Origin of the sequence: Desulfovibrio sp. JC022 (assembly GCF_010470665.1) — a bacterium.
In the GTDB taxonomy this organism is placed as follows: domain Bacteria; phylum Desulfobacterota; class Desulfovibrionia; order Desulfovibrionales; family Desulfovibrionaceae; genus Maridesulfovibrio.
In genome coordinates this window covers 19,754-40,955 of the sequence record NZ_VOPZ01000011.1, presented here as the reverse complement: position 1 = coordinate 40,955, position 21,202 = coordinate 19,754, and the positions used below count along the sequence as shown (strand labels likewise).

The window sequence follows — 21,202 nt, the reverse complement described above, 5'->3', positions numbered from 1 at the left end:
TACGTAGTTTTGGTCATACTCACAAAACACGGAGACAAGCATGCCCCTTACAGCCACACAGGTTAAGAACGCCAAACCTAAAGAAAAAATATACCGCCTCGCAGATCAGGGCGGTCTTTGTATCGAGATAAAACCTACAGGTAAAAAATTCTGGCGTTATCGTTATCGTTTTGAAGGCAAGGCCACTATGTTGGGTCTTGGAACCTATCCTGAAACAAGTCTGGCTGACGCCCGTCTTGCACATCTTAATGCCGCCAAGACCTTAAAGAGCGGACGGAACCCTAAAAAGGTCAAAGAAGCCAAGCAAGCCGAGACTCAAGCGCAAAATGATACTTTTGAGCTGGTAGCCAAAATGTGGCTGGACAAGAACCAAGAGTCATGGACGCAAAAGACCTACCGCACAAATCAGGGACGCCTTTCAAATCACGTTTTCCCATATTTAGGCTCTCAGCCCATTTCTGAGATTTCACCCAAGGACATACTTCGGATACTGCAACGCATTGAATCCAAAGGAACTATTGAGACAGCCCACAGGGTTGCTTCTTTGTGTTCTCAGGTTTTCAAATACGCTGTTTTCATCGATAAGGTTGAAAGTGATCCCGTACAAATCGTAAAAGGCGCGCTGCCTCCCGTCACGAAGACTCGCAAACATCGTGCGGCCCTGACCGATCCAAGAGAAGTCGGCAAGCTGTTACGCTATATTGAGGAATACACCGGACACTACATTGTGAAGCAAGCCTTGCGTGTCGGGATGTATACTTTCACCCGCTCAAAAGAAATACGCGGTATGAAATGGGAAGAAATAGACTTTGAACGCAAAGTATGGCGCGTGCCTAACGACCGCATGAAAATGCGTAACCATCATATAGTCCCTCTTTCAAGACAAGTCTTATCAATCTTTCAAGAGATTAAAGATTTAAATACCCCGTCTGAATATGTCTTTCCCAGCGTCATCAATAATTCAAGCATTCTCTCTGAGAACACACTCAATACCGCTTTGCGCCGTATGGGTTTTACAAAAGACCAGCTTTGCTTCCACGGTTTTCGAGCAACATGCACAACCCTGCTCTATGAAGCAGGATGGTCTACCGACTTGGTTGAACGCCAACTGGCACATGTCCAGAAAAACCAAGTCCGCGCAGCCTACGACCATGCTCAATACGTTGAGGAACGTACCCGAATGATGCAAAGCTTCTCAGACTACCTTGATAGTCTGCGTGACGGCGGAACTGTGATCCCGTTTAAGAAAAGAGCTTAACGCGAAAAAGGCTAACACGGGTCATTGACCCGTGTTACCTTAGAGGTTACATTATGATTAAAGGATTTGCCCACAAGGGCCTTGAAGCTTTTTTTAATAGCGGAACAACAAAAGGGATTCAGGCTAAACATGCGCCAAAGCTGGGCCGGATGCTTGACAGGTTGGATTCAGCCTCTGACGTTCAGGATATGAACGCTCCGGGCTTTAATCTGCATCCCTTGAAAGGAAACCTTGTAAATCATTATTCCGTAAAGGTTTCCGGCAATTGGCGATTAACGTTCAAATTTGAAAACGGCCATGCCTACGTAGTAAACTATCAAGACTACCACTAAACACGGAGGCAACATGCACGCCGCTACCCGTAAGCCGACACACCCCGGCGAAATTATAAAGTATGACTACATGGAACCGTTGGGACTGACTGTAACGGCCCTTGCTGCCCATTTAGGAATCAGCCGCAAGCATCTGTCTCAAGTCCTCCATGAAAAGACCAGTGTAACCCCTGTTATGGCCATACGCCTGTCACGGGCTTTTAACACTACCCCCGACCTCTGGCTTAATCTCCAGCGCAAGCGTGATCTTTGGGAAGCTGAACAGAATCCTGCTGCATTTGTGGACGTAACCCCGGTTCCGGGAGTTTTGGAGTTGGGCTGAGGATGCCCATCCTATGAAAATGTTCTCTGTGAACTATTCGGAATTTCCTAATAGTTCAATTCCGCCTCAGTTCATTGTGTAAATCTTCCAACAATCCGGGATTTCCGGATAGTTCAATCCCGCTCCAGATCATTTTGCAAATCCCCCAGCTATCCGGAATTTCCGGATAGCTGAATTCCGCGCCATTCATCACTCTTACTTATTGCCGTTCTCTTCCAGAATTTTTACTACCGATTCCTGAGTTTCCCGCAAGGATTGTGAAACGAATAGGCAAAAAGAAGCCAGATCTCCCTTGTCTGCCAGTTGCAGACATTCAAAGTAATCCTGACGGTTTTCATTGTTGATAACGGCAGGGAGATAACCGTTTTTCATAAACAGCAGGTTCATCAAAAGCCTTGCCCCGCGTCCATTTCCATCATCAAATGGATGGATACGTACAAAATTATAGTGCGCGATGGTAGCCATAATCAGTGGATGGATTCCGTTTCGCTCCTGCTCAGCAATCCATTCAAAAAGTTGATCCATTTCAGCAGCCACCTGTTCCGGCGCAACATAAGTATGAATCTCACCGCTTGGCGTCAAAACATGATTGGGATGCTTTTTGTATTCACCTGCATGGGCTTTTTTCTTGGTGCTCTGCCCGTCCGGTGTCTGCGCTGCTGTGTAGCTGACCCCATTCAGGATCAGGGCATTAATCTCTTTCATAAACCCAGTAGAAAAAGGCCGCTTGTTCTTGATGGCGTCCTGAAGCAAATCAATGGCCTCAGAATGATTTCTGGCGTCCAGAAAATCTTTAAGTGGCTTACCATTCACTGTAAGACCTTCGCGCAGGAAAAAGAGCGTTTCGCTTAAGGTCAAAGTGCTGCCTTCAATGGCGTTAGAATTATAAGTCCAGTCCACCTTCAACTTGAACTGGATCACATCCCACAAATTGTCTTGCGAGAAGCGTTTCTCTTCGATGGCTTTCTGCAAACGGTCGTTCTCGGCAAGGCTGGCCGTGAGGTCTGCGGAGTTAGGGATTATATATGTGGGGTTTATTTGCGACATTTTATGTTCTTGTTTTGTCTACTTTTTCGTAAATAGAAAAATTAAACACCATCCTCTTTAAGCAACTCTTTAATAAGATTTGCTTGAAAACTTGTCGAAAAGTCTTTCAAGGCAGGAAGTTCTTCAATAAGATTGACCGCATTGCTGATAAAATTTGGCAGTTTTTTACGCATCGCATCATATGCTTTCAAGTCTATAGACTTATTTTTATTTATAAAGTCGTCATTTTTCGACAGGTTGATTCTAATACAATCTATATCAGAATCTATAAAATCAATTGGAACTAAGCCGACATGTAAATAATACCTACCATATACAATACAGAGCAAAGCTTTGTTGCAAAATTTTCCAGTAGTTATTTTCCAAAACCACCCTTTGTTGTATGAAGATTTCTCTTTTTTATTAATATATAAAGATGCCATTTTATCTTTGTAAAAGAATGAATCCAGCTCTGGACATTCAGCAACGGAAATAGGTATTGCTTTCCCTTCAGTTTCATATCCAGACATAGTTTTTTTTAGTTCTTTTACCATTGTTTTAAACCAACGTATCTGGAGTTTAGGTAACTCCTCAGCAGCACGCATAGCTTGAAGGTAAAATTGATTTTCTTCTTTTGGTGTTTTGCCTTCTAAGAATTTTTCTAGTGTCATTATATTGCTCATATATTTTTTTGTGGCTTTATCAACAGCTACTTTGTAATCATTTAAAGCAAATTTTAACGATTCAATATGATTTATGGCTTTTATGGATTCGTTAATCCATGAAATAATTTCTTTTGAGTATTGAATGCTAATATAAAGACAAATATTAGAGCCAGAAGATTTGTTTTTTAAAGTTTGATGACTTTGATCTATATTGTAACCTTCATTGTTCCATTTCAACGCTCTACCTTCTGGCTCTCGGCCTTTATTAAGATATACAAAAAGTAAATCTGTATGTTCAAGGTCGTATTTATCATGAATAGTCTGGGCATAACGAGCTATTTGCCCTTTTTGATCGACTGCATTTAATTTGTTTTCAACAATAATATGTCTATTTCCATCAGTGATATAGAGATCAACTTGATTCTGCTGATCATCGTCTTTGCTATCTATAAGGCTGTATTCTTTGCGTACCCTTGTTTTTTTATAGTCTAACCAGTCTTTATATCCTATAGCGGTCATAAAAATTTCTAGAAACAGTGTCCCTTGGTAGTGAAGGCCTTTGGGATTTAGTAGCGCATATAGATAGCGCGTGTGCAAACGGACTTCATCTGTGGATTTAAGTACCGTTGTTAAAATATTAAAATCGTTTATACCTTGTTTCTTTTCCCATTCTCTTTGGTCGCTAAAATCTTTATATTGGTCAAAAAAAGACTCCCAGAACTCTATTCCATTAACAGAGTCATTATTACACGCAATATCTGTCATAATTTATATACCTCACCATCCTCCAAGATATGCACATTCTTAAAATATTCAGTATACATATCTTTATGCTCCGTATGCATTGGTATGACTGTTCTTGGCTTTATAGATTCAACCAATTTGATCAAATCGTCCCGAACGGCATGTCCACTGGTATGGATAAGTTCAAATTTAGAGTTTTCTAATTTCTGCAAGTTCGCTGCATTCTCGTTAAAGTAGGAGGCTCCTTCGTCTAAATAGCCTGCCCATTGTGAATAGATCACTGTGGACGAATAATTGGGCAGCAGCTCCTTCACATAATTCAGCCAATAGTCACTCATCTTTAATACATATGCAGAAGGGGCTGCGCGGAGATCGTCCAAGCTCAGTTCATTCTCTTTTTTATATAGATCATATTTAAAATTACCGAAGAACTCGTGATGCTCTTTAATTCTTTTATAGTAACCAGAAGCTGGCTTATTCCTTGAAAAAACTTTCATATTATCCCAACTAATGTCTGGAAGGTTTGATGACATTTGCTGAGCGAGGCGCAATATCCATGCAGTATAAATATCAACAACGAGTGTTCGGCCTGTTCTTTTGGTTGCTCTGTACAGGGAAACTATCCGATCGATATTCTGAGATGAACAGCTAACAAGAACCAAACCTTCTTCCGATTTGATTGATTCAACCATTCCTTTTTCAACATCTGTTTCACTGGAAAAATCCAAATTATCCCGTTTCATCATCGTTCCTTCTAGAAGGATCGCGTCAATTCTTTGGGGAATATTCTTACATAAATAATCAAAAGTCTGAGACTTTCTTCCATGGCTTCTGAAATCACCGGAATAATAAATTCGCTTTCCGTCACCTTCGATAAGAAAACCAAAAGCTTGAGGAGCAGAATGGTCCACAAGATAAGGAGTCACAGAAATGCTTCCGACAGAATAAGATTTACCAGCATCAAGGCTGGTCTTGTTGTTGACCTCTAAAATTGGTTTTTCCAAGAAGAGACGCAAAGAGTTCATAAATTTCCAAGCTATATCACCAATATACAAAGGAACTTCATCAGGAAGATGTTCAATCAATCCATAATGATCTTGATGCCCATGTGAAATAAAAACACCATCAAACGAATCAATTGAATCTGGCAAAAAAGCAGGGGAGTCATCCAGTGGTGATCCTGCATCTAAAAGGATTCTTGTGCCGTTGTTTTCGACTTCGACACAAGAACCACCTATTTCATTTGTTCCACGATGAATAATAATTTTCATTAACTAGCCTGTGCTTTGAGCACTTTTTTAAAATCATCTAAAGTAAGAACACATTCTTCAAATAAGCCATACCCCATGAAAGAAGATACGGCGAAACGCACATCGGCATATTCCTGTAGCTTCTCGAATGAAACCTTAAATGCAGCTGAGTCAATTTCATTGCTCAAAGTTGACGATGAAGGATCATGGTTGGAAAAAAGAAAAATAAATTCAGGCTTAGCTGGCAAATGAGTAATTTCATTTTGGTTACCATTTTTTGAGAAATGGACTAATCCAAGCTCCCTTTTTTGATTGAACTGCTTGAGTGTAGTTGACGTAATATTTTCCAATACGCCATTGTTACGTAAGCAATTATATGTCTTATCTAAATGATCAACTAACCCAGATTTTCCTGCCAGGGCGTTATCACCATACTTAATTTCAACTATTGCCAGCTTGAGCTTATTATTGTTGGGATCTCTTCTTGCCGCTGAAACGCTGGGCCATTTGATTGCAATACAATCAAACTTAGTGGTGACATCCTCTGTTTTATTTTCAAACTCAATGTCTACGATGAAGTAGTCTGTTTTATTCGACAGGCTGGAATAGCTGTTCTCGCGTGAGACCAATTGTTGAAATTCTCGTTCATTTTTTTGCTGCCTAGCAAAATGAAAATCCATAGCAAGTTTTAATGATTGAAATGTCGAGACACACAATTCTGCTGTCTCTGCATCAGTAATCTCAGGAACGAGATCAACGTCCAAGTCAGAGCCCTTCAAATAGTTTTTATCAAATGAGACAGAATACTTTTCTTTAGCTGTTGCAGGTTTAATGGATGATAACTGTCCGCCTCGATAATAAATATGAACCTCATCATCTCTGATTTGAAAATCCAAAGTATGATCCTTAAGAACTCTTTCCAAAACAGGAGTTAAAATTCCATCCTTCAAGTCCGCAAGAAACAAAGAATTCAAACCTCTACTCATTTTTTACCCCGCTCATTTAAAATTTTGTGCAAGCTCAGCTAAGAGCTCCAATGTAATATCGTCAATATCTAAAATAATCCACGAAATATCTTCAATGGTTTCATCATAGTCGTAGACGAGATCCACTTCGTCAGTTTTAACCGAAATTAAAACACATGCTCCGTCAACTTCAATTGAGTGGGGTGCAATTAAATTATTACCAAATTTTCCTAAACATTTACTGTAATACCATTTATCCTCGACAGTTATAAACCAAACGGTTGCAACTGTTTGGCTATCAGGAGCCCGTATAGAAATTAGCTGAACTTTACCCTTCTTCAATTGTTCTAAATCATCGTAGCAGCAATTTTCCATCTGGAAATCTTCTTGCCGTAATCTTTCTTCTGTGAGTATTGGCTCGAGAGTGTAGCTACCCATTTTGATCGACACTTCTTTGCTACAATTGTACTTTTGATATTCTCCTAGACTAAAAATGGCGTTTAATAAATTCACCGTATGCTGTTGTAACAATTTCCTGTCCTCTTGATTAAAAATTAGGCTTAAAAATTTTGATTCCCTCCTATATATTCAGTTATCCTTCTCTTAAATTCACACTTAGACGATGAATAATTAAAATAAACATTAATATCAATGTGTTGAAACGTAAATTAATTTTTAAAAAGCAAAGTTGTTATTATGTGTTTCTTGAAAAATCAGCTCGCTGAACGTTCGCATTTAGGAAAAACTTAAATCTGAAAATTTGTCTTTTTCTGACTCAATCCGTCTTTATTTGTCCTTCCCTGTCTTTATCTGCGATTTTTTGGAATTATGTGAAACTGGGACCCAAAGACAAAAAAGGACAGAAAAAGACAAGAATTCTCACATCCTCTAAAAATAAAATTTGAACTGTTGCAAAATATGCAACAGTTCAAACCAGTTATTACCTCCCAAGCCCAGCTCCCCGGTCTCTGACTTTCTTAAACCTCCACATTAACTTTTTCATCGAGCGAACAATTTTTCCAACTCGCTCAATACTCTCTCCAATTCGGTCTGCAAGTCCCGGCAGCCTTGTATTTCCTGCTCCAAGGCCGCTATCTTGGCGTCTTGGGCGGCTAGACGCTGGGACTGGTCCCGTTCGATCCGGTTCATCAAATCCAATAAGCTCTGCTGTAATTCGTTCATGGCTTAATCCTCTATGTATAAAGCTGCGTCCCCGTGCTTGGTTGTTGTCGGATGGATTTTCACGCCCTTGGGAAATATGAGATATTTCTGTCCCTCCTGAACGTATGGTGAAATCCCCCAGTCGATGAGAATTTTTGATTTTTTCTGATTTTCCGTGAGATTTATTGATACCAGTTGAGAATTTTTGAGATTCGCTGATATTTCCTGCAATTTTTTGATTTCCCACTTCTCCCAGATCATGGTCCCTCCGATGATCGTTAGGCAGACCAGAATCGTGAGGACTATGGAGACCAACAACGGGATACGTGAGGTTGTTTTTAAGCTTTCTATCAAGCTTTCCTGACGGCTCCTGATCTGAATAACTTCTGCTTTTATAGCGGCTTCGATGGTACTCAGCTCGTGTCTCGCGGATTCCTGCAACTCGCTGCTCAAGTTCTGCAATTCTTCTTGAATTATCTGCTTTGAACTTTGCGTTTGCTCGTCCATTTGCTGCTTCATTTTCTCGGCCAAGCCCAGCGCGTTGTTTGAATTCTTCGGCTGTCCATGATTCTGCATAAAGTACTCCTTTTAAACGGATACGGTTGTTTTTGCGTTTCTGGGAAACGGTATCGTTATCGTCCTTCGGTATTTCAATTGTTATGTATTCCTTGCCCTTGCGCGGTACTGCGAAGCCGAACTCTTCCAGCGTATTGATAATGTCCTCTCGGTTATGGATAAGTCCGGCTTTGACGCCTTGAACAATGGCCTCGGTCACGGTGCGCCGGATTTCGGAAGCATTGCCGGATTTGTAGCTCTGAATTGAGCTGCCGGGGCTAACCAGTCTTGCGCGTTTCAGCTCATCGGGCCGCGCCCAGTTGCGGCGGCGATTTTGCAATTCGCACCATGGGTTGTATTGCTTTTCCCATCCCGGCGGGCAGGGATTGAAGGCCTTATCCGTGCGCAGCTCAGTGCGCGGGATTACGAAGTGCATTTCATGATGGCCAGCATGGCCGTGTCGCACCCAAAGGATGGAATATTGGTCCGGCTCCATCCCGGAGAATGCCAGCGATTCAAAACCGTCCATGAGCTTCTTCTCATCTTCGGGCGTGACCTTATCGCCCGGAGCCCACGAGAGAACGCCGGAAGTGTATTTCCATTTGCGAGTGGTGGTATCGATGAGGTCGCAGACGGAATCGGGATCACCGCGCAAAACTTCGGGCGGCGTGACCTTTCTTCTGGCGTCATGCTGGCCGGTCACATATCCGATGACTTTGGAACCACGTCCGACTCCGTGTCGGAAGACCTTCATAAGCATTTGAACTCTTCCCTGATTTCTAGCAGGACCAGCACAACCTGCGCGACCTCGGCATTCTTTTTATATGTATTAGCCCAACGGGCGATCTGGTTCAGGTTGTTTCCGATGCGGGCCAGATGGATGACCTTCTGCCTTTCGACTTTTGTCTTCCTGACGCGCGGTCGATTGAGCTGCACGCGGACAAAATCTCCGAGGCTCATGCCTTCCGCTTCAGCCTGAATTTTGAGCAAGTGCTTTTCCGTGGGAGTGACCCGCGTGTTCACGAATTCGGTGCGCTTCTCTTCATTCTTCATGGAGTCCAACCCTCGCAGAGAATGGAGTGCTCGCACGGCTCAAAAAGCAAGAGGGATCGAAGGGAGATTTCTCCCTCGCCAGTTCCCAATGTGAAACATTGGGTAAACTGGCTTGGACAGCAGATACGCATCAATCCATGCGCTTCTCGGTCGCTTTTTCCAGCTCGAATGACCGTCGCAGGGTTAACTCCATGGAAGAATTTGAGCGTCATGGAACCCAAAAATGTATAGAACTCTAAAATACGTGTCATAGACGTCATAGCCGTCATTCCTGTTTCATTATATTGATATTATTGCACTTTTCTGCGGTGACATCCGGTGACGCCTGATTCTCAGGTGTCACTCCAGCCGTCATTCTCGTATCTATCTGAATTTCTTTGTTTTTATCAGGGTCAATGACGCCTGTGACGGGTATGACGCCTTTTTCGGCAGGAAAGTATTGGGAGAGCGTTTTGATGATTTCCGGGGTGAGTTTGGCACCTCTTTCGCGGCTGTTGCGTCCGATTTCGATGCCCAATTCTTTGTAGCTCTTGCCCACCGCGTCCGCTTTCACATGGAAAGAATCTGCCAAATCTTGATTCAGAAATTCTACAATTTTTGAAGTCGGCAACAGGCTCTGATTCATATCTTTTGAAAGGGCAACGATGGCCCGCGCAACTCTGCGGCCGATGGTCGTAGTCTCCTGAAATTTGTTCCCGGCAGAGAGCAGAGTCCAGACCTGCCTTTGCTGCTCCTCAAGCCATTGCATCAACTGAATCGTTCTTTGAATCGACTCCGGGAGGACCGGACAGAGTTCGGATTTGCCTGCGCTCCAGCAATCAAGCATGTGGATGATCAGCGAAAGCTTGAAAAACGCACCGCGCAGTTTTGGAGCCAGAGCTTCAAACTGCTCCAGCTCCGGCTGATACCAGTGGGCCAGAACCTGCTGGTCGTACCACTCCTGCACCAGATCACGCGCAGCCTCTGACAAGCTGATAATTTGCGGCGAATCTTCCGACCCGAAATTCAAGCCCTGCGCTTGATGAATGAATCCATGAATAAGTTCCGCTTGCTCTCCATCGAAACTTTTGGATGTCCAAAGCGGCGGTGCTTCCTGCTCACAGCGAACAAAAAGGAAACGCGGCAGAAAGCCAGAAATCGTATCTTGCGGTTTGAAGAGGTTCGGCAGCAACTTCGGCTGGACCGTCCCGAAAATGGAAACGCAGGCGTGCGGAATATGCAGCCCTTCTCTAGTGCTGCGCGAAACCTTCCATGGTCCGCAATCATAAGCGGAAAGCAACCGGGCTTTATCACCTCCATCGCCGCCTTTATTGTCGTAGCGGCCAAGATCGGAGAGCAGCCCGGCCAATTCGTCACGATACCAGAGAACACCACGAGGATTTCCGGCCAGAATAGTGCCGAGGGCTTGCGTGGTGCTATCTTCAATATAGCTTTGCTTCCATACAGGACAGACCGGCTTATCCGGGAGGCTTTCATTTTCTCGCTGGGCGCGGGCGAATTCAGCTTTCCATTCCTTTAAATCCAGCTCGTATTCGGAAAGCTCCTGCTTATGCTTCTGGTACTCGGTCTGATCCTTTTCATGGATCGGCTTCATGATCGCAGCAGAGCAAGGGCTTTTGCCCGTGCCGGATTTGGCAACCAATGCCCAGTACAGGTTCGGGTGTGTTATCCAGCTTGGCTTCACTTCAAGGCCGCGAGTCCTGCCCACCGTGGCCCCGATCACCGCAAGAAAGGTGATAGCCGGAACCGCAAGCGGAACATTGTAGGCCGAAGCCGCGACATCGAGCGAATCCTCGATGCTGGGCGGAAGCACTCCATGCGGAAAAGAAGAAGGCGAAGGGAGCAAGCTGCCCCCTCCATAAGCCATAGACGCCATGTCAGACATCTATGCTTCCAGCTCTTCGATGAGTTTGTGGATGTCGCAGACCCGCCAAGCGGTTGTGCGCTCGGTAAGTTTTACAGGCTTTGGAAAGCGTCCGGTCTGGATTCCTTTCCACCAAGTTGTCTTGGAAACAGGAATGACTTTCAGGACATCAACAAGTCTTACAAAGCCCGTATTGGGCAGATGGTATGCGGTATGATTGGTTTCGGTTCGCATAGTTTTTCCTCCGTGTTTTGACGTTTCGGACGAGCCTACAAGAACCGGATTTGTTTGCTAGACGGGTAAAAGGGGTACAGGGGCTTAAATTGTAAATTTAAAATTTAAGCCCCTGTATTAAATGAGGATGTTTTTTAAGGGCAGGAGGGGTAAAATAGTCTTCTTTAACAGTTTTTACCCCCTAAGAAGACCCGTCTGTGTGCTTTACAGTGTCGGGAACGCACTTCCATGCTACACGATTCGCAGAGCCGAATTCCTTTTCATTCTGATCGGGGTAGTTCGATTTGATGCGCTCGAAAAAGGCATCCCTTTTGATCGTCACCGGATTAGATAAGTTGACCGTATTTTCGCGAATGATTTCACCCATAACTGAACAGGCTGCGAGATACCATTTTTTCCAACCGCTCTTGTTTATGATTTCTTCCTTCTCGGCCAGCTGAGTCTCTAAGGATTCTATTTTTGCTTTGTAGCCTTGCGAATCATCAGAATGCTGAACATCTGTTTCAGGCTTACTTTTTAATTCGGAGACTTCATTCCTTAGTTGATCCTTTTCGTTGATAAGTATGCTTGCCTCTTCTTTCAGTCGGTCCTTTTCACTGGCTAATGCAGCAACTTCTTCACTCAATTGATCGTAATCACGGACAAGCCCATCAGCCTCTTCTTTGAGCTGGCTGTTTTCCGTTATCAGTTCATTAATGACTTTATCCTTTTCTTTTACACTGGCAATGCCTTGATTAAGAATATCGCTCACTTTGATACGACCATACATATATAGCAGCATCATTGAGAAGAAGGCTGTTGCCATCATAAAAAAGGTAAACCTGTACGCTGACGCAGAGAGGTATGAAGGGGGATATATGAGCAGGCACAATGCGAAGCCGATAAAGAGCAACAGGAAGCCTGTGAGGTATCTTTTAACTGTTTTTAGATTTTTATTTGAATTTGACAAATTTATTTCTCCTTAGTTTATTTCTGGAATTTCAGTACCAGTTAATAAGCTGCGGCTTGCACGATTCAAAATTTCAAATCTTCGTGACCAAAAAAGCCGCGCTTGCAGCCTTATATGGATGCGGACAAAGTGAGTCAAACGACAAAGGACGTAAAAACTCTAAAATATGACTAACTAGCTGATCTAAAACGAAATTTAATTCAAAAAACAACTTCCGGCAGTGACTTTAAAAATCGTGAGTACGGCTGTGAGTATGCAAACTTTTTTGCCACAATTTTACAATTAATTACAGTACCTTATGAACTGTTTTGTTGTCCTGTATTGCCCGCCAGAACATGAAACTATACAGTCCGATACTGTCTATTAAGCCCCTGAATTTCAGGGGCTTTTTTGTTTTTGTATCCATATGTGTCCATGTGGATTTACTCGTATCCTCGTTGCTCCGTGTATATTTCTGTGTATATTGCTCAGTCAGGCACCCGCCAGTATACACATTTAAGATTTAGGAGGAACGGCGTATGCTGCTGACCGTTAAGAAGATAGAGAAAGCCCCTGCAAAAAGCAGAACATATGACCTGAGCGATGGTAATGCTCTCTACGTGAGAGTAAAACCAACAGGCGGCAAATCTTTCATATACAGATTCCGTAGACCAGACACAGGGAAACAAAGAGTACTTACCTACGGAATGTTCCCAGACATATCCCTAAAAGAAGCACGGTTGATGCATGCCGAAGCCAAGGCACTAATAGCCAAGGGCATTGATCCAAGTGAAAATAAAAAGCAGAATCGTATTCAATCATCTGGAGAAAACCTCTTCAAAAGCATTGCCGAGCAATGGCTTGAGCGCAATAAACCTGAGTGGAGCCAGAAAACATACCGCACCAACACAGGACGGCTGACAAACCACGTATTCCCATACATCGGCTCAATGCCCATTGCAGAAATTTCAGCCCAGAATATCCTTACCCTACTGCATAGGATAGAATCAAAAGGCACCATCGAAACTGCTCGGCGGGTATCCTCGCTCTGTTCGCAAGTGTTCAGGTACGCCGTGTTTCTGGACAAAATCGAATATGATCCCGTGCAAAGGGTAAAAAGAGCCCTCCCCCCTACCAGTAAAACAAAAAAGCACAGGGCATACCTGAACAGCCCCAAAGAAATCGGCGGCTTGGTACGCGCCCTTGAAGGCTACACTGGACACTACATTGTAAAACAGGCCCTGCGTGTTGGCCTGTATACCTTCACGCGCTCCATTGAGGTAAGGGGCATGGAGTGGGACGAGATAGATTTCGAGAACAAGGAATGGCGCATACCTGCCGAGCGCATGAAAATGAAGGAACCGCACATCGTACCGCTCTCAAGGCAGGTTATGGACATCCTCACCGAAGTAAAAGCCCTGAATCACCCTTCAAACTACGTTTTCCCAAGTGTTTTCAGCAAAGGCAGAATACTCTCCGAAAACACCTTTAACGTTGCCCTGCGCCGTTCTGGGTACACCAAGGAACAACTCTGCTTCCACGGTTTCAGGGCGACATGCGCCACGAGGCTTTACGAACAGGGCTGGGCTGGAGATGTGATCGAAAGACAGCTAGCGCACGTTGAGCGCAACGGAGTAAAGGCATCATACAACCATGCCACGCACCTCGAAGATCGCCGCAAGATGATGCAATGGCTTGCTGATGACTTTGATGGGCTGCGGGATGGGGGAAAGGTTCTCCCACTCCAAAAGACAGCCTAACGATTCACGTCTGTTGAGAGCTGAAAGAAACACATCACCTGACTTATGACTATATTTATAGCAAAACTGTGGTATAATTGCTGATAAACCCAAAATTTCAGAGGTGGAAAATGACTACTGAAAAGAAAAAATTCGAATCGATAACAGATAATTTTATGCAAAAATTGGATGAGCTGGAAGAAATGGAACGACCTGATCCATCACGGGTCCTTTCTATGCTGAGCCTAAGAGAAGAAATTGACTACCTCTTAGCAGACAAAGAAAAAAATGAAGCAGAAATAGCCCTCCTCACATCCTATATTGATGAGCTAGAAACGCAACTGAAGAAAAGAGGATTGAAGGAGCCAGCCATGAAGGATTGGGACCAAAAAATGCCTCAAATTGTAGACGGCTTATTTAAGCTTTTTTATGTGTGGCTTAGAATTCATCAAAAGCACAATAAGAAAGCAATTGATGAATTTACCGGAATGAAACGTCCCAAAGAACCTTTTTTAAAACCAAAGACAACAAGAAAACAAATAAAGAACATGCGTATAAGAGGCTTAACTGACGAACAAGTTAAGTATATCACAGGACTGTCAAAACCAACTCGTGACGCACTGAGAAAAGCAATAGCTAATTGTCAGTATGAGCCTATTATGATGCGTCAAAAGAACTAAAAATCTAAGTAGCAAAAATAATTACTCGACATCTTTTTATGTCAGCTATCTATCTAAAATAGCTTATTTATTTTTACTACAACAGCAACACCCCTTATCAATACAAATATAGCCATTTTTTTACTAAAAATTCACAACTTCAAAAGCTACTCGCCTTATTGAAATCATGGGACTATTTCACCAATCCCGCTTCAATAAGGCGATATTTTTTGTCTTCTAAAAAACATCTAGATTGCATTTATCCAGTACGCACCTGTAGAATCTCTTTATGTTTTTAAACGTCCATACAAGGACAAAAACAAGGAGAGATCACTTATGAATATTAACCCTATCCCCTTCCCTGAAGCTGGCTTTCTGCGGCTGGAGCAGGTGCTGCAATTCATACCACTGAGCAGGTCTGCTTGGTGGCAGGGAGTTAAAGACGAAAGATTTCCAAAACCCTATAAGCTAACCCCCAAAAGCACGGCATGGAAGGCCGAGGACATCCGTGCGCTGATAGACGAACTCGGACAGGAGGTAAGGTAATGAGTCCATGACACAGAACGTAAAAGCAATGCGGCACAACTGCATGCACAACTTTTTTTGGCTCCAAGAGCCTTTAAAAAAATGAATATTGTGCTTGATGCAGATCAGGCGAAAGCAGCCAACCCTATCTGCGACAACAGGGAAAACCGCTTTCAACCTGAAAAAAGGCAAGTCTCTGCCATTAGATTTTAGTCGACCTGAGGCAGGACTATCGGCTCAAAACAACCATCCCATTAAGGGACGCATGCTTTGAAAGACAATATTAAAGGCTTGTATTGACGGAAGTCAACAGAAGTCGGTCTTTCAAGGCATGTGAAAACATCGGAAGAATAATGAGTAATTCTTTGCCAAGAATAATTAAGACTTTCTCTGATAATAAAGAGAAGGGTCTGATGCCAACAGGAAAAAATGGAATCAGATTTGTATTTGATGATTTCGTTCACATCGCCGTTTCTTATTCAACAGCAGAACTGAAATCTGGAAAAACTATCGCAGCAGGTGCCGCAAGCATTTATGCTGATGGTGATTTCGCAACAGATTCTCAAATTGGAATTAGCCCAAGAGGTCCCGCCGCAGAACTGGCAGCCGCTCTGAGCGCAATTAATCTCTTCCCTCGTGAACGTAAGATATGCGTTTATAGTCAATCGTCCTACCTAATAGATGCTTTCAGAAAAGGCTGGATTGAGAAGTGGAAACTGAACAATTGGAAAAAAGATTCAGTCACAACCATTCGTAATGCCGACATCTGGAAGGAATTGTATCGCGCCAATAGAGAACGCAGCATCACATGGCTAAAAGCAGATAAAAAGCTTGTTGCCGAAACAAAGGCTGCTGCACACGCAAAAGCCTTGGATCGCAAAAAATCTATTGAAAACTCCTCCCGGTAACCACCGTGAATAACTAAGTCTCGCTACTTGGGTTTCCGCTGAAACCTGTAACGGGACCGAAGACCGGCATTCCCAGCATGGGTGCGTACAGTACCCAGTGCTGGGGGTGTTTAGATTCAGAAATGAAACAACAAACAATTAGGCCATAATGGTAACTATAGTTGTTGTTAAGAAGATATAACCGTCCGTTGTGACGGACGATAAGGAATAGCAAATGTCAGAATTATACCCAGTACAAGAAACAGCGACTCCCGAAGGATATATCGATCAAGGACCATTGACCGCGAAAGACAACAGAAACGAAATCCCATTGAATGTCTTCCAAGGTTACAATTTAGGCTACATGACTTTAACGGCCTCTCTGCCCATGGATAAGTTCTATGCCATGTCCACCGTTGCTAATTACAAAGGCAGAAAGGAAAACAAGGCGCAAAGAGATTTGTTTCCAACACATGCATGGAAGCTTAGTACGTACATTTTAAAAGGAATCCTTAATTCCATCGTCAAAAAGTTTACTGCTGAAGGAAGAGAAGTACCCGAAGGCTTTTATATGGCTCAGGGAAAACTGGGAGTCCAGCCCTATATGGGTTTACAGCCTCTGGTTGTAAACCTTAGAGATTGCAAACCGGATGGATCAGACCTGCGCAGGCAGAGCATAAAAATTAACGATGAGATTGTGGGCTACAAACTGCTACTTCCACGCAGATCCCTACTGTATGTCCTTGATGGACAGCACCGCAGAAAGGCTATGGATAATGTGATTAAATTCTTGGATGAAATTTGCAGGAGTGGGCAATACCCTGCCCAGAGAAAAAATCTGTATCCGTATGAAGAAGGTGAGGTCTCAAATGAAATGATGGAAGTCTGGCAGGAATGCTCAGACAGAGCATTTGGTTTTTGTGACGTGCAGGTTGAAATTCATCTCGGCCTTACCATTGAGCAAGAACGTCAGTTATTCACAGACATGAACCTTCATGTAAAAACAGTTGAGCCCGCAATTGTAGCAGACTTTGACAGCTCAAACCCTGTAACCATGTTTACTAAGGAAGTGTTGCCGTCAGAGGAGATAGGAATTCGTCTCACAGACAAAATGCCTAAGGATTGGGATAAAGACACAGGCGAAGTCGCATTGAATGATGCAATCCGTATTAACAGCCTGATTTTCACAGGCAAAGTGGCCTATGGGGCTGTCACGCCAGCCCAGCTTGAAGGAAAATGGGAAACGGCTCGCAGATTTTGGGCGTGTGTGTCAAAAATTGAAAACTATGGCGAAGAGAAGGCTCGCAATAAACAGTTGCGGCCCAGCCGATCATGTTAAAATCCCTTGCCAAGCTCACTCATGATTGTGCCTTCGGGCAAAACAATGATGCAGAGCAATTAGAAATGCTCTTTTCAAAAATCGAGGAAATCGATTTTTCCCATGAGACCCCTGTTTGGCGGTATTATGATCTCTCCGAAGAAGAAGTAACAGAAAACCGCCTTGAAAAACTTAGAGAATACCTTCCTGACGATTCAGATGGGAAGCAAAGAAGTGTTGGGCTTTATAACACATCTTCAAAGACCATGAATTTTGCTGGGCATGACAAGGACAAGATGCAAATTCTTGGAGATATGATCCGCTTTATGTGCGGGTTGCCTTCGCGCCGTCAAGGGCAAAGCTAAACAACAACCTCAAGGCTCCTTCTTCTTGGAGGGAGCCTTGTTTCGCCCTATTTCCTTACCCGAAGAACACCCGTGAAATAGCAAAGAAATTATTCAATGTTTCATCGTCTGCATTTTCGATCTGCGAGATAAGCTTTGCCTTAATATCCTTCGTTTCAAGCTGAAATTCCTGTAATTCAAAAAAATCAGTAATTGGCAAAGTTAAAGCTTTCGCCAGAGTTTCAATCGTTGTGAGCGATGGGTTACGCTTGCCCCTTTCGATTTCACCCACATACTGAATTGACAGACCAGACAAATCCGCCAACTGCTCCTGAGTCAAATCCTTTCTGCGGCGTATATCCCGTAACCGCTTACCAAAAGCATCCTGCACAGCAACCATAGTCTCCTCCTTAAAAGGGACAATGGTAGTTGATATTTACACGCTCAATAAGCAATGATGGTATATAAATTGCTTCAATAAAGACAACGAACATTATTAAAACGTGTATCTGCGTTGATTCCAGTTGTTTCAAGGGATTCCTTGAAAATGTGGATAGGCAAAAAGTTCCCCGCTGAAGAGATTGTAGAAAATGACGCTGACGATAAACCACAATTTAATGGCATCTTCTGCCGCCCGATCCCTGAGCAAGCATTACGGCTCACTGGGAGTATCAACCCGTAGATTATCTTCCGGTCTGCGGATTGGCACAGCGGCAGACGATGCTGCCGGTCTTGCTGTTCGGGAACTGATGCGCAGTGACATTGCCTCCAACCAGCAGGGATTACGCAACGTCAATGACGCAATCTCAATGATCCAAGTTGCAGACGGTGCGCTCTCTGTCATCGATGAAAAACTTATCCGCATGAAAGAGCTTGCCACTCAGGCCGCCACAGGCACCTACAACGCCAATCAGCGACTGATCATCAATGACGAATTCCAAGCCATGAAACGGGAGATTCAGCGCATCAGCGAGGCCACAGATTTTAACGGAATCAAAGTCATTAATGATGATGTGCTGAAGTTTGAAATGGACCCGCAGCAGATAAACGCTTCTGGATTTGGGGATGCGGCTAATACTGAGGGAAGCCTTATTACCTACAAAGGGAATTTGTATGCCACTGACCAGCGGAGCCGTGTTTATCGCTATGATGATGGAACATGGAATCGTATAAGCTCAGGCACTGACAACAGACTGAGTGATAACGGCACGTACTCAGGGTTAAGAATTGTTGACGACAAGCTTACCGTAAATGTTCAGGATTCGGTTGATGGTGCTAAAGTTTTTCAAATGGATAACAATGGCAATTTCGTCCAGATTATACCTGACGGTGTAGCTCTAAAAAATAAGAATAAACTTGAAGCTAGTATTCTCAATTTCGACAAAGCGATAAAAATCAACCCTAATATTGCCGGAGTTTATGAGGAACGTTCCGCAGTCTATCTGAAATTGGGACGAATTGCCGAATCCATAAAAGACACAAAAAAAGCACTGCAACTTAACCCAAAAGCGGACGAACCAACGTTTAATTAGCAAAATTTTCAAAATTATACCGTCCAATACAGAAAGTCCCTGAATCTCAGGAGCATTTCATCCATCTGCATCCAAATAAATCCAAGCGAATCTCCTTGGACTCTCGTTGCTCCGTCTCCAGAACTGTGTGTACTGTTGGCTCATGCAGCAAACATAATCCACAAGTGCGAGTACAATTTTTAAGACAATTTATTCTTGGATGGGCAGTATACCGAAATTCTATTTACACTACTTTTCAAACTTAAATATATTTTACTAAATGGCAGTCAACACTAAAAAAAGTCCCTCCCGCAAAAGCGAGAGGGACTTTTTTATATCCGATAACCGCTCCAGTTGAAGCGGACAATTCTTATTCTACTTGCTGAATTATTCGGTTCCCACCGGACGGCGTCCCACACTGAAGTAGGCAAAGCCGCTGCTTCCGAGATATGCAGGATCGTAAAGGTTTCTGCCGTCAAAAACCAAAGGAGCCTGAAGGGAATCTTTAACCTTGTCGAAATCCGGGTTCCTGAACTGGTTCCAGTCAGTTACAACCGCAAGGGCATCCGCGCCTTCGAGTACTTCATACTGGTTATGGACAATCTCCACCAGATCATTATCACGCAGAATTTCTTCCGCTTTTTTATATGCAACAGGATCGAAAGCCTTGATTTTCATACCAGCGGCAGTAAGCTCTGAAATGATGGAAAGAGCGGAAGATTCGCGCATATCATCAGTATTAGCTTTGAATGCAAGTCCCCACAATGCAAGGGTTTTACCTTTTACTCCACCTTGAGCTTCAAAGTAATCTAGGATTTTTGAGGAAAGCATTTTTTTCTGGCGGTTGTTAACGGAATCAACAGCCTCGATAAGTTCAGGCTGTGCGCCTACTTCTTTGGCGGTGTTGATCAGGGCTTTCACATCTTTAGGAAAGCATGATCCACCGTATCCTACACCGGGATAGATGAAGTAGTAGCCAATGCGATGGTCAGAGCCGATACCGAGACGTACTTCGCGTACGTTTGCGCCGACCCTTTCGCAGATTCCGGCCATTTCGTTAATAAAAGAAATTTTTGTAGCCAGCATGCAGTTTGCTGCATACTTGGTCATCTCAGCACTTCTGGTGCCCATGAAGATAAGTTTTTCACGGCTACGGGCATAAGGTGCGTAAAGGGTTTCAAACTCTTTGCGGGTATCTTCATTTTCAGTACCCACAACAACCCGGTCAGGTTTCATGAAATCACTTACAGCATCCCCTTCCTTAAGAAATTCAGGATTGGAAGCAACATCAAACTCAATGTCCAGACCGCGCTTATCAAGTTCTTCTTTAATAGTAGCACGAACTTTGTCAGCGGTTCCCACAGGAACTGTAGATTTGTCGACCACGATCTTAGGCTCGGTCATGTTCTGACCAATCTGACTCGCAACAGTTTCCACGTAGCTCAGATCACAACTGCCATCAGAACCGCAGGGTGTTCCTACGCAGATAAAAACGAACTTGGCTTTTTCAAGTCCCTCTTTAAGGTCGGTGGTAAAGAAAAGTCTTTTATCTTCATAGTTACGCTTAACAAGGACATCAAGACCGGGCTCGAAAATATGGACTTGACCCTGCTTAAGGGTTTCAACAACATCAGGATTAACATCCACGCACCAGACGTGGTTACCCATTTCAGCAAAACATGCTGCGCTGACCAGACCCACATATCCGGTCCCTACAATACAAATGTTCATTAGCTGTTCTCTCGTTTATTTATAGCGTTTTATTTTTTATAATTAGCTGGCATAATATTAATTGCCGGACTGACGTTTGATTGATCCTAGTGCGGATAACGCCTTTATGTTTTTAATGTCAACTCTTCGTG

At 43.5% G+C, this 21,202-nt stretch carries 22 protein-coding genes; 10 read left to right on the top strand and 12 right to left on the bottom strand.

From position 1 onward, the window contains the following. The first annotated feature begins 40 nt into the window (after positions 1 to 40). The 3 genes from FMS18_RS17230 to FMS18_RS17220 are packed head-to-tail and all read left to right on the top strand — an operon-like array spanning position 41 to position 1,912. The gene (locus FMS18_RS17230; protein ID WP_136676034.1) at positions 41 to 1,258 is read left to right on the top strand and encodes a tyrosine-type recombinase/integrase; all 1,218 of its coding nucleotides are present in this window, start codon (positions 41 to 43) and stop codon (positions 1,256 to 1,258) included. Positions 1,259 to 1,311: 53 nt separating this feature from the next. Beyond that, positions 1,312 to 1,590: a type II toxin-antitoxin system RelE/ParE family toxin gene (locus FMS18_RS17225; RefSeq protein WP_136676033.1), complete on the top strand. Its 279-nt coding sequence runs from the start codon at positions 1,312 to 1,314 to the stop codon at positions 1,588 to 1,590. A gap of 13 nt (positions 1,591 to 1,603) precedes the next feature. Continuing rightward, complete coding sequence (locus tag FMS18_RS17220; RefSeq protein WP_136676032.1) at positions 1,604 to 1,912, top strand: HigA family addiction module antitoxin; 309 nt, start codon at positions 1,604 to 1,606, stop codon at positions 1,910 to 1,912. A gap of 195 nt (positions 1,913 to 2,107) precedes the next feature. Here FMS18_RS17220 and FMS18_RS17215 read toward each other — a convergent pair whose 3' ends face one another. The 10 genes from FMS18_RS17215 to FMS18_RS17170 all read right to left on the bottom strand — a co-directional run bounded on the left by FMS18_RS17215 (position 2,108) and on the right by FMS18_RS17170 (position 12,378). After that, positions 2,108 to 2,959: a Fic family protein gene (locus FMS18_RS17215; RefSeq protein ID WP_136676031.1), complete on the bottom strand. Its 852-nt coding sequence runs from the start codon at positions 2,957 to 2,959 to the stop codon at positions 2,108 to 2,110. A 41-nt stretch (positions 2,960 to 3,000) separates the two neighbouring features. Beyond that, complete coding sequence (locus tag FMS18_RS17210) at positions 3,001 to 4,368, bottom strand: PD-(D/E)XK nuclease family protein (protein WP_136676030.1); 1,368 nt, start codon at positions 4,366 to 4,368, stop codon at positions 3,001 to 3,003. Then, complete coding sequence (locus FMS18_RS17205; RefSeq protein WP_136676029.1) at positions 4,365 to 5,618, bottom strand: MBL fold metallo-hydrolase; 1,254 nt, start codon at positions 5,616 to 5,618, stop codon at positions 4,365 to 4,367. Before FMS18_RS17205 ends, FMS18_RS17210 begins: the two co-directional genes overlap by 4 nt. Continuing rightward, positions 5,618 to 6,583 (bottom strand): hypothetical protein, encoded by a 966-nt coding sequence (locus FMS18_RS17200; protein WP_136676028.1) that lies wholly within the window; start codon positions 6,581 to 6,583, stop codon positions 5,618 to 5,620. The genes FMS18_RS17205 and FMS18_RS17200 overlap by 1 nt, the downstream gene beginning before the upstream one ends. Before the next feature lie 12 nt (positions 6,584 to 6,595). Then, positions 6,596 to 7,093 (bottom strand): hypothetical protein, encoded by a 498-nt coding sequence (locus FMS18_RS17195; protein ID WP_136676027.1) that lies wholly within the window; start codon positions 7,091 to 7,093, stop codon positions 6,596 to 6,598. Positions 7,094 to 7,502: 409 nt separating this feature from the next. After that, complete coding sequence (locus FMS18_RS17190; protein ID WP_136676026.1) at positions 7,503 to 9,038, bottom strand: relaxase/mobilization nuclease domain-containing protein; 1,536 nt, start codon at positions 9,036 to 9,038, stop codon at positions 7,503 to 7,505. Next, a complete protein-coding gene (gene mobC / locus FMS18_RS17185) occupies positions 9,029 to 9,331 on the bottom strand; it encodes a plasmid mobilization relaxosome protein MobC (RefSeq protein WP_136676025.1) in 303 nt (100 codons plus the stop codon). The genes FMS18_RS17190 and mobC overlap by 10 nt, the downstream gene beginning before the upstream one ends. A 265-nt stretch (positions 9,332 to 9,596) precedes the next feature. Further along, entirely contained in the window at positions 9,597 to 11,216 is a 1,620-nt protein-coding gene (locus tag FMS18_RS17180; RefSeq protein WP_136676024.1) for a DUF3987 domain-containing protein, read from the bottom strand. Beyond that, a complete protein-coding gene (locus tag FMS18_RS17175) occupies positions 11,217 to 11,429 on the bottom strand; it encodes an AlpA family transcriptional regulator (protein WP_136676023.1) in 213 nt (70 codons plus the stop codon). Positions 11,430 to 11,610: 181 nt separating this feature from the next. After that, a complete protein-coding gene (locus tag FMS18_RS17170) occupies positions 11,611 to 12,378 on the bottom strand; it encodes a hypothetical protein (protein WP_136676022.1) in 768 nt (255 codons plus the stop codon). A gap of 518 nt (positions 12,379 to 12,896) precedes the next feature. Here FMS18_RS17170 and FMS18_RS17165 point away from each other — a divergent pair. The 6 genes from FMS18_RS17165 (at position 12,897) to FMS18_RS17140 (ending at position 17,850) form a co-directional block, all read left to right on the top strand. Then, positions 12,897 to 14,117, top strand: coding sequence for a tyrosine-type recombinase/integrase (locus FMS18_RS17165; protein WP_163295910.1), 1,221 nt, complete (start codon positions 12,897 to 12,899; stop codon positions 14,115 to 14,117). Between the two features lie 110 nt (positions 14,118 to 14,227). After that, complete coding sequence (locus tag FMS18_RS17160) at positions 14,228 to 14,776, top strand: hypothetical protein (protein ID WP_163295909.1); 549 nt, start codon at positions 14,228 to 14,230, stop codon at positions 14,774 to 14,776. A 315-nt stretch (positions 14,777 to 15,091) separates the two neighbouring features. Continuing rightward, on the top strand, positions 15,092 to 15,301 hold the full coding sequence (locus tag FMS18_RS17155) for an AlpA family transcriptional regulator (RefSeq protein WP_163295908.1): 210 nt from the start codon (positions 15,092 to 15,094) through the stop codon (positions 15,299 to 15,301). 332 nt (positions 15,302 to 15,633) lie between these two features. Beyond that, positions 15,634 to 16,188: an RNase H family protein gene (locus FMS18_RS17150; protein WP_203544685.1), complete on the top strand. Its 555-nt coding sequence runs from the start codon at positions 15,634 to 15,636 to the stop codon at positions 16,186 to 16,188. A gap of 214 nt (positions 16,189 to 16,402) precedes the next feature. Further along, a complete protein-coding gene (locus FMS18_RS17145) occupies positions 16,403 to 17,506 on the top strand; it encodes a DNA sulfur modification protein DndB (protein ID WP_163295907.1) in 1,104 nt (367 codons plus the stop codon). After that, the gene (locus tag FMS18_RS17140) at positions 17,500 to 17,850 is read left to right on the top strand and encodes a hypothetical protein (RefSeq protein WP_163295906.1); all 351 of its coding nucleotides are present in this window, start codon (positions 17,500 to 17,502) and stop codon (positions 17,848 to 17,850) included. Before FMS18_RS17145 ends, FMS18_RS17140 begins: the two co-directional genes overlap by 7 nt. Before the next feature lie 55 nt (positions 17,851 to 17,905). On the opposite strand, the gene FMS18_RS17135 is transcribed toward FMS18_RS17140, so the two are convergent. Then, positions 17,906 to 18,229 (bottom strand): helix-turn-helix domain-containing protein, encoded by a 324-nt coding sequence (locus FMS18_RS17135; RefSeq protein ID WP_163295905.1) that lies wholly within the window; start codon positions 18,227 to 18,229, stop codon positions 17,906 to 17,908. Between the two features lie 190 nt (positions 18,230 to 18,419). Here FMS18_RS17135 and FMS18_RS17130 point away from each other — a divergent pair, with 190 nt between their 5' ends. Continuing rightward, a complete protein-coding gene (locus tag FMS18_RS17130) occupies positions 18,420 to 19,361 on the top strand; it encodes a tetratricopeptide repeat protein (protein WP_163295904.1) in 942 nt (313 codons plus the stop codon). A gap of 366 nt (positions 19,362 to 19,727) precedes the next feature. On the opposite strand, the gene FMS18_RS17125 is transcribed toward FMS18_RS17130, so the two are convergent. After that, complete coding sequence (locus tag FMS18_RS17125; RefSeq protein ID WP_163295903.1) at positions 19,728 to 21,071, bottom strand: UDP-glucose/GDP-mannose dehydrogenase family protein; 1,344 nt, start codon at positions 21,069 to 21,071, stop codon at positions 19,728 to 19,730. Positions 21,072 to 21,202: the final 131 nt, after the last annotated feature.

Coding starts and splice junctions, on each gene's coding strand:
- FMS18_RS17175 (WP_136676023.1), bottom strand. CDS start 11,429: ATGCGAACCGAAACCAATCATACCGCATACCATCTGCCCAATACGGGC.
- FMS18_RS17145 (WP_163295907.1), top strand. CDS start 16,403: ATGTCAGAATTATACCCAGTACAAGAAACAGCGACTCCCGAAGGATAT.
- FMS18_RS17125 (WP_163295903.1), bottom strand. CDS start 21,071: ATGAACATTTGTATTGTAGGGACCGGATATGTGGGTCTGGTCAGCGCA.
- FMS18_RS17180 (WP_136676024.1), bottom strand. CDS start 11,216: ATGTCTGACATGGCGTCTATGGCTTATGGAGGGGGCAGCTTGCTCCCT.
- FMS18_RS17150 (WP_203544685.1), top strand. CDS start 15,634: ATGAGTAATTCTTTGCCAAGAATAATTAAGACTTTCTCTGATAATAAA.
- FMS18_RS17135 (WP_163295905.1), bottom strand. CDS start 18,229: ATGGTTGCTGTGCAGGATGCTTTTGGTAAGCGGTTACGGGATATACGC.
- FMS18_RS17165 (WP_163295910.1), top strand. CDS start 12,897: ATGCTGCTGACCGTTAAGAAGATAGAGAAAGCCCCTGCAAAAAGCAGA.
- FMS18_RS17140 (WP_163295906.1), top strand. CDS start 17,500: ATGTTAAAATCCCTTGCCAAGCTCACTCATGATTGTGCCTTCGGGCAA.
- FMS18_RS17210 (WP_136676030.1), bottom strand. CDS start 4,368: ATGACAGATATTGCGTGTAATAATGACTCTGTTAATGGAATAGAGTTC.
- FMS18_RS17215 (WP_136676031.1), bottom strand. CDS start 2,959: ATGTCGCAAATAAACCCCACATATATAATCCCTAACTCCGCAGACCTC.
- FMS18_RS17130 (WP_163295904.1), top strand. CDS start 18,420: ATGACGCTGACGATAAACCACAATTTAATGGCATCTTCTGCCGCCCGA.
- FMS18_RS17200 (WP_136676028.1), bottom strand. CDS start 6,583: ATGAGTAGAGGTTTGAATTCTTTGTTTCTTGCGGACTTGAAGGATGGA.
- FMS18_RS17225 (WP_136676033.1), top strand. CDS start 1,312: ATGATTAAAGGATTTGCCCACAAGGGCCTTGAAGCTTTTTTTAATAGC.
- FMS18_RS17160 (WP_163295909.1), top strand. CDS start 14,228: ATGACTACTGAAAAGAAAAAATTCGAATCGATAACAGATAATTTTATG.
- FMS18_RS17205 (WP_136676029.1), bottom strand. CDS start 5,618: ATGAAAATTATTATTCATCGTGGAACAAATGAAATAGGTGGTTCTTGT.
- FMS18_RS17220 (WP_136676032.1), top strand. CDS start 1,604: ATGCACGCCGCTACCCGTAAGCCGACACACCCCGGCGAAATTATAAAG.
- FMS18_RS17190 (WP_136676026.1), bottom strand. CDS start 9,038: ATGCTTATGAAGGTCTTCCGACACGGAGTCGGACGTGGTTCCAAAGTC.
- mobC (WP_136676025.1), bottom strand. CDS start 9,331: ATGAAGAATGAAGAGAAGCGCACCGAATTCGTGAACACGCGGGTCACT.
- FMS18_RS17230 (WP_136676034.1), top strand. CDS start 41: ATGCCCCTTACAGCCACACAGGTTAAGAACGCCAAACCTAAAGAAAAA.
- FMS18_RS17155 (WP_163295908.1), top strand. CDS start 15,092: ATGAATATTAACCCTATCCCCTTCCCTGAAGCTGGCTTTCTGCGGCTG.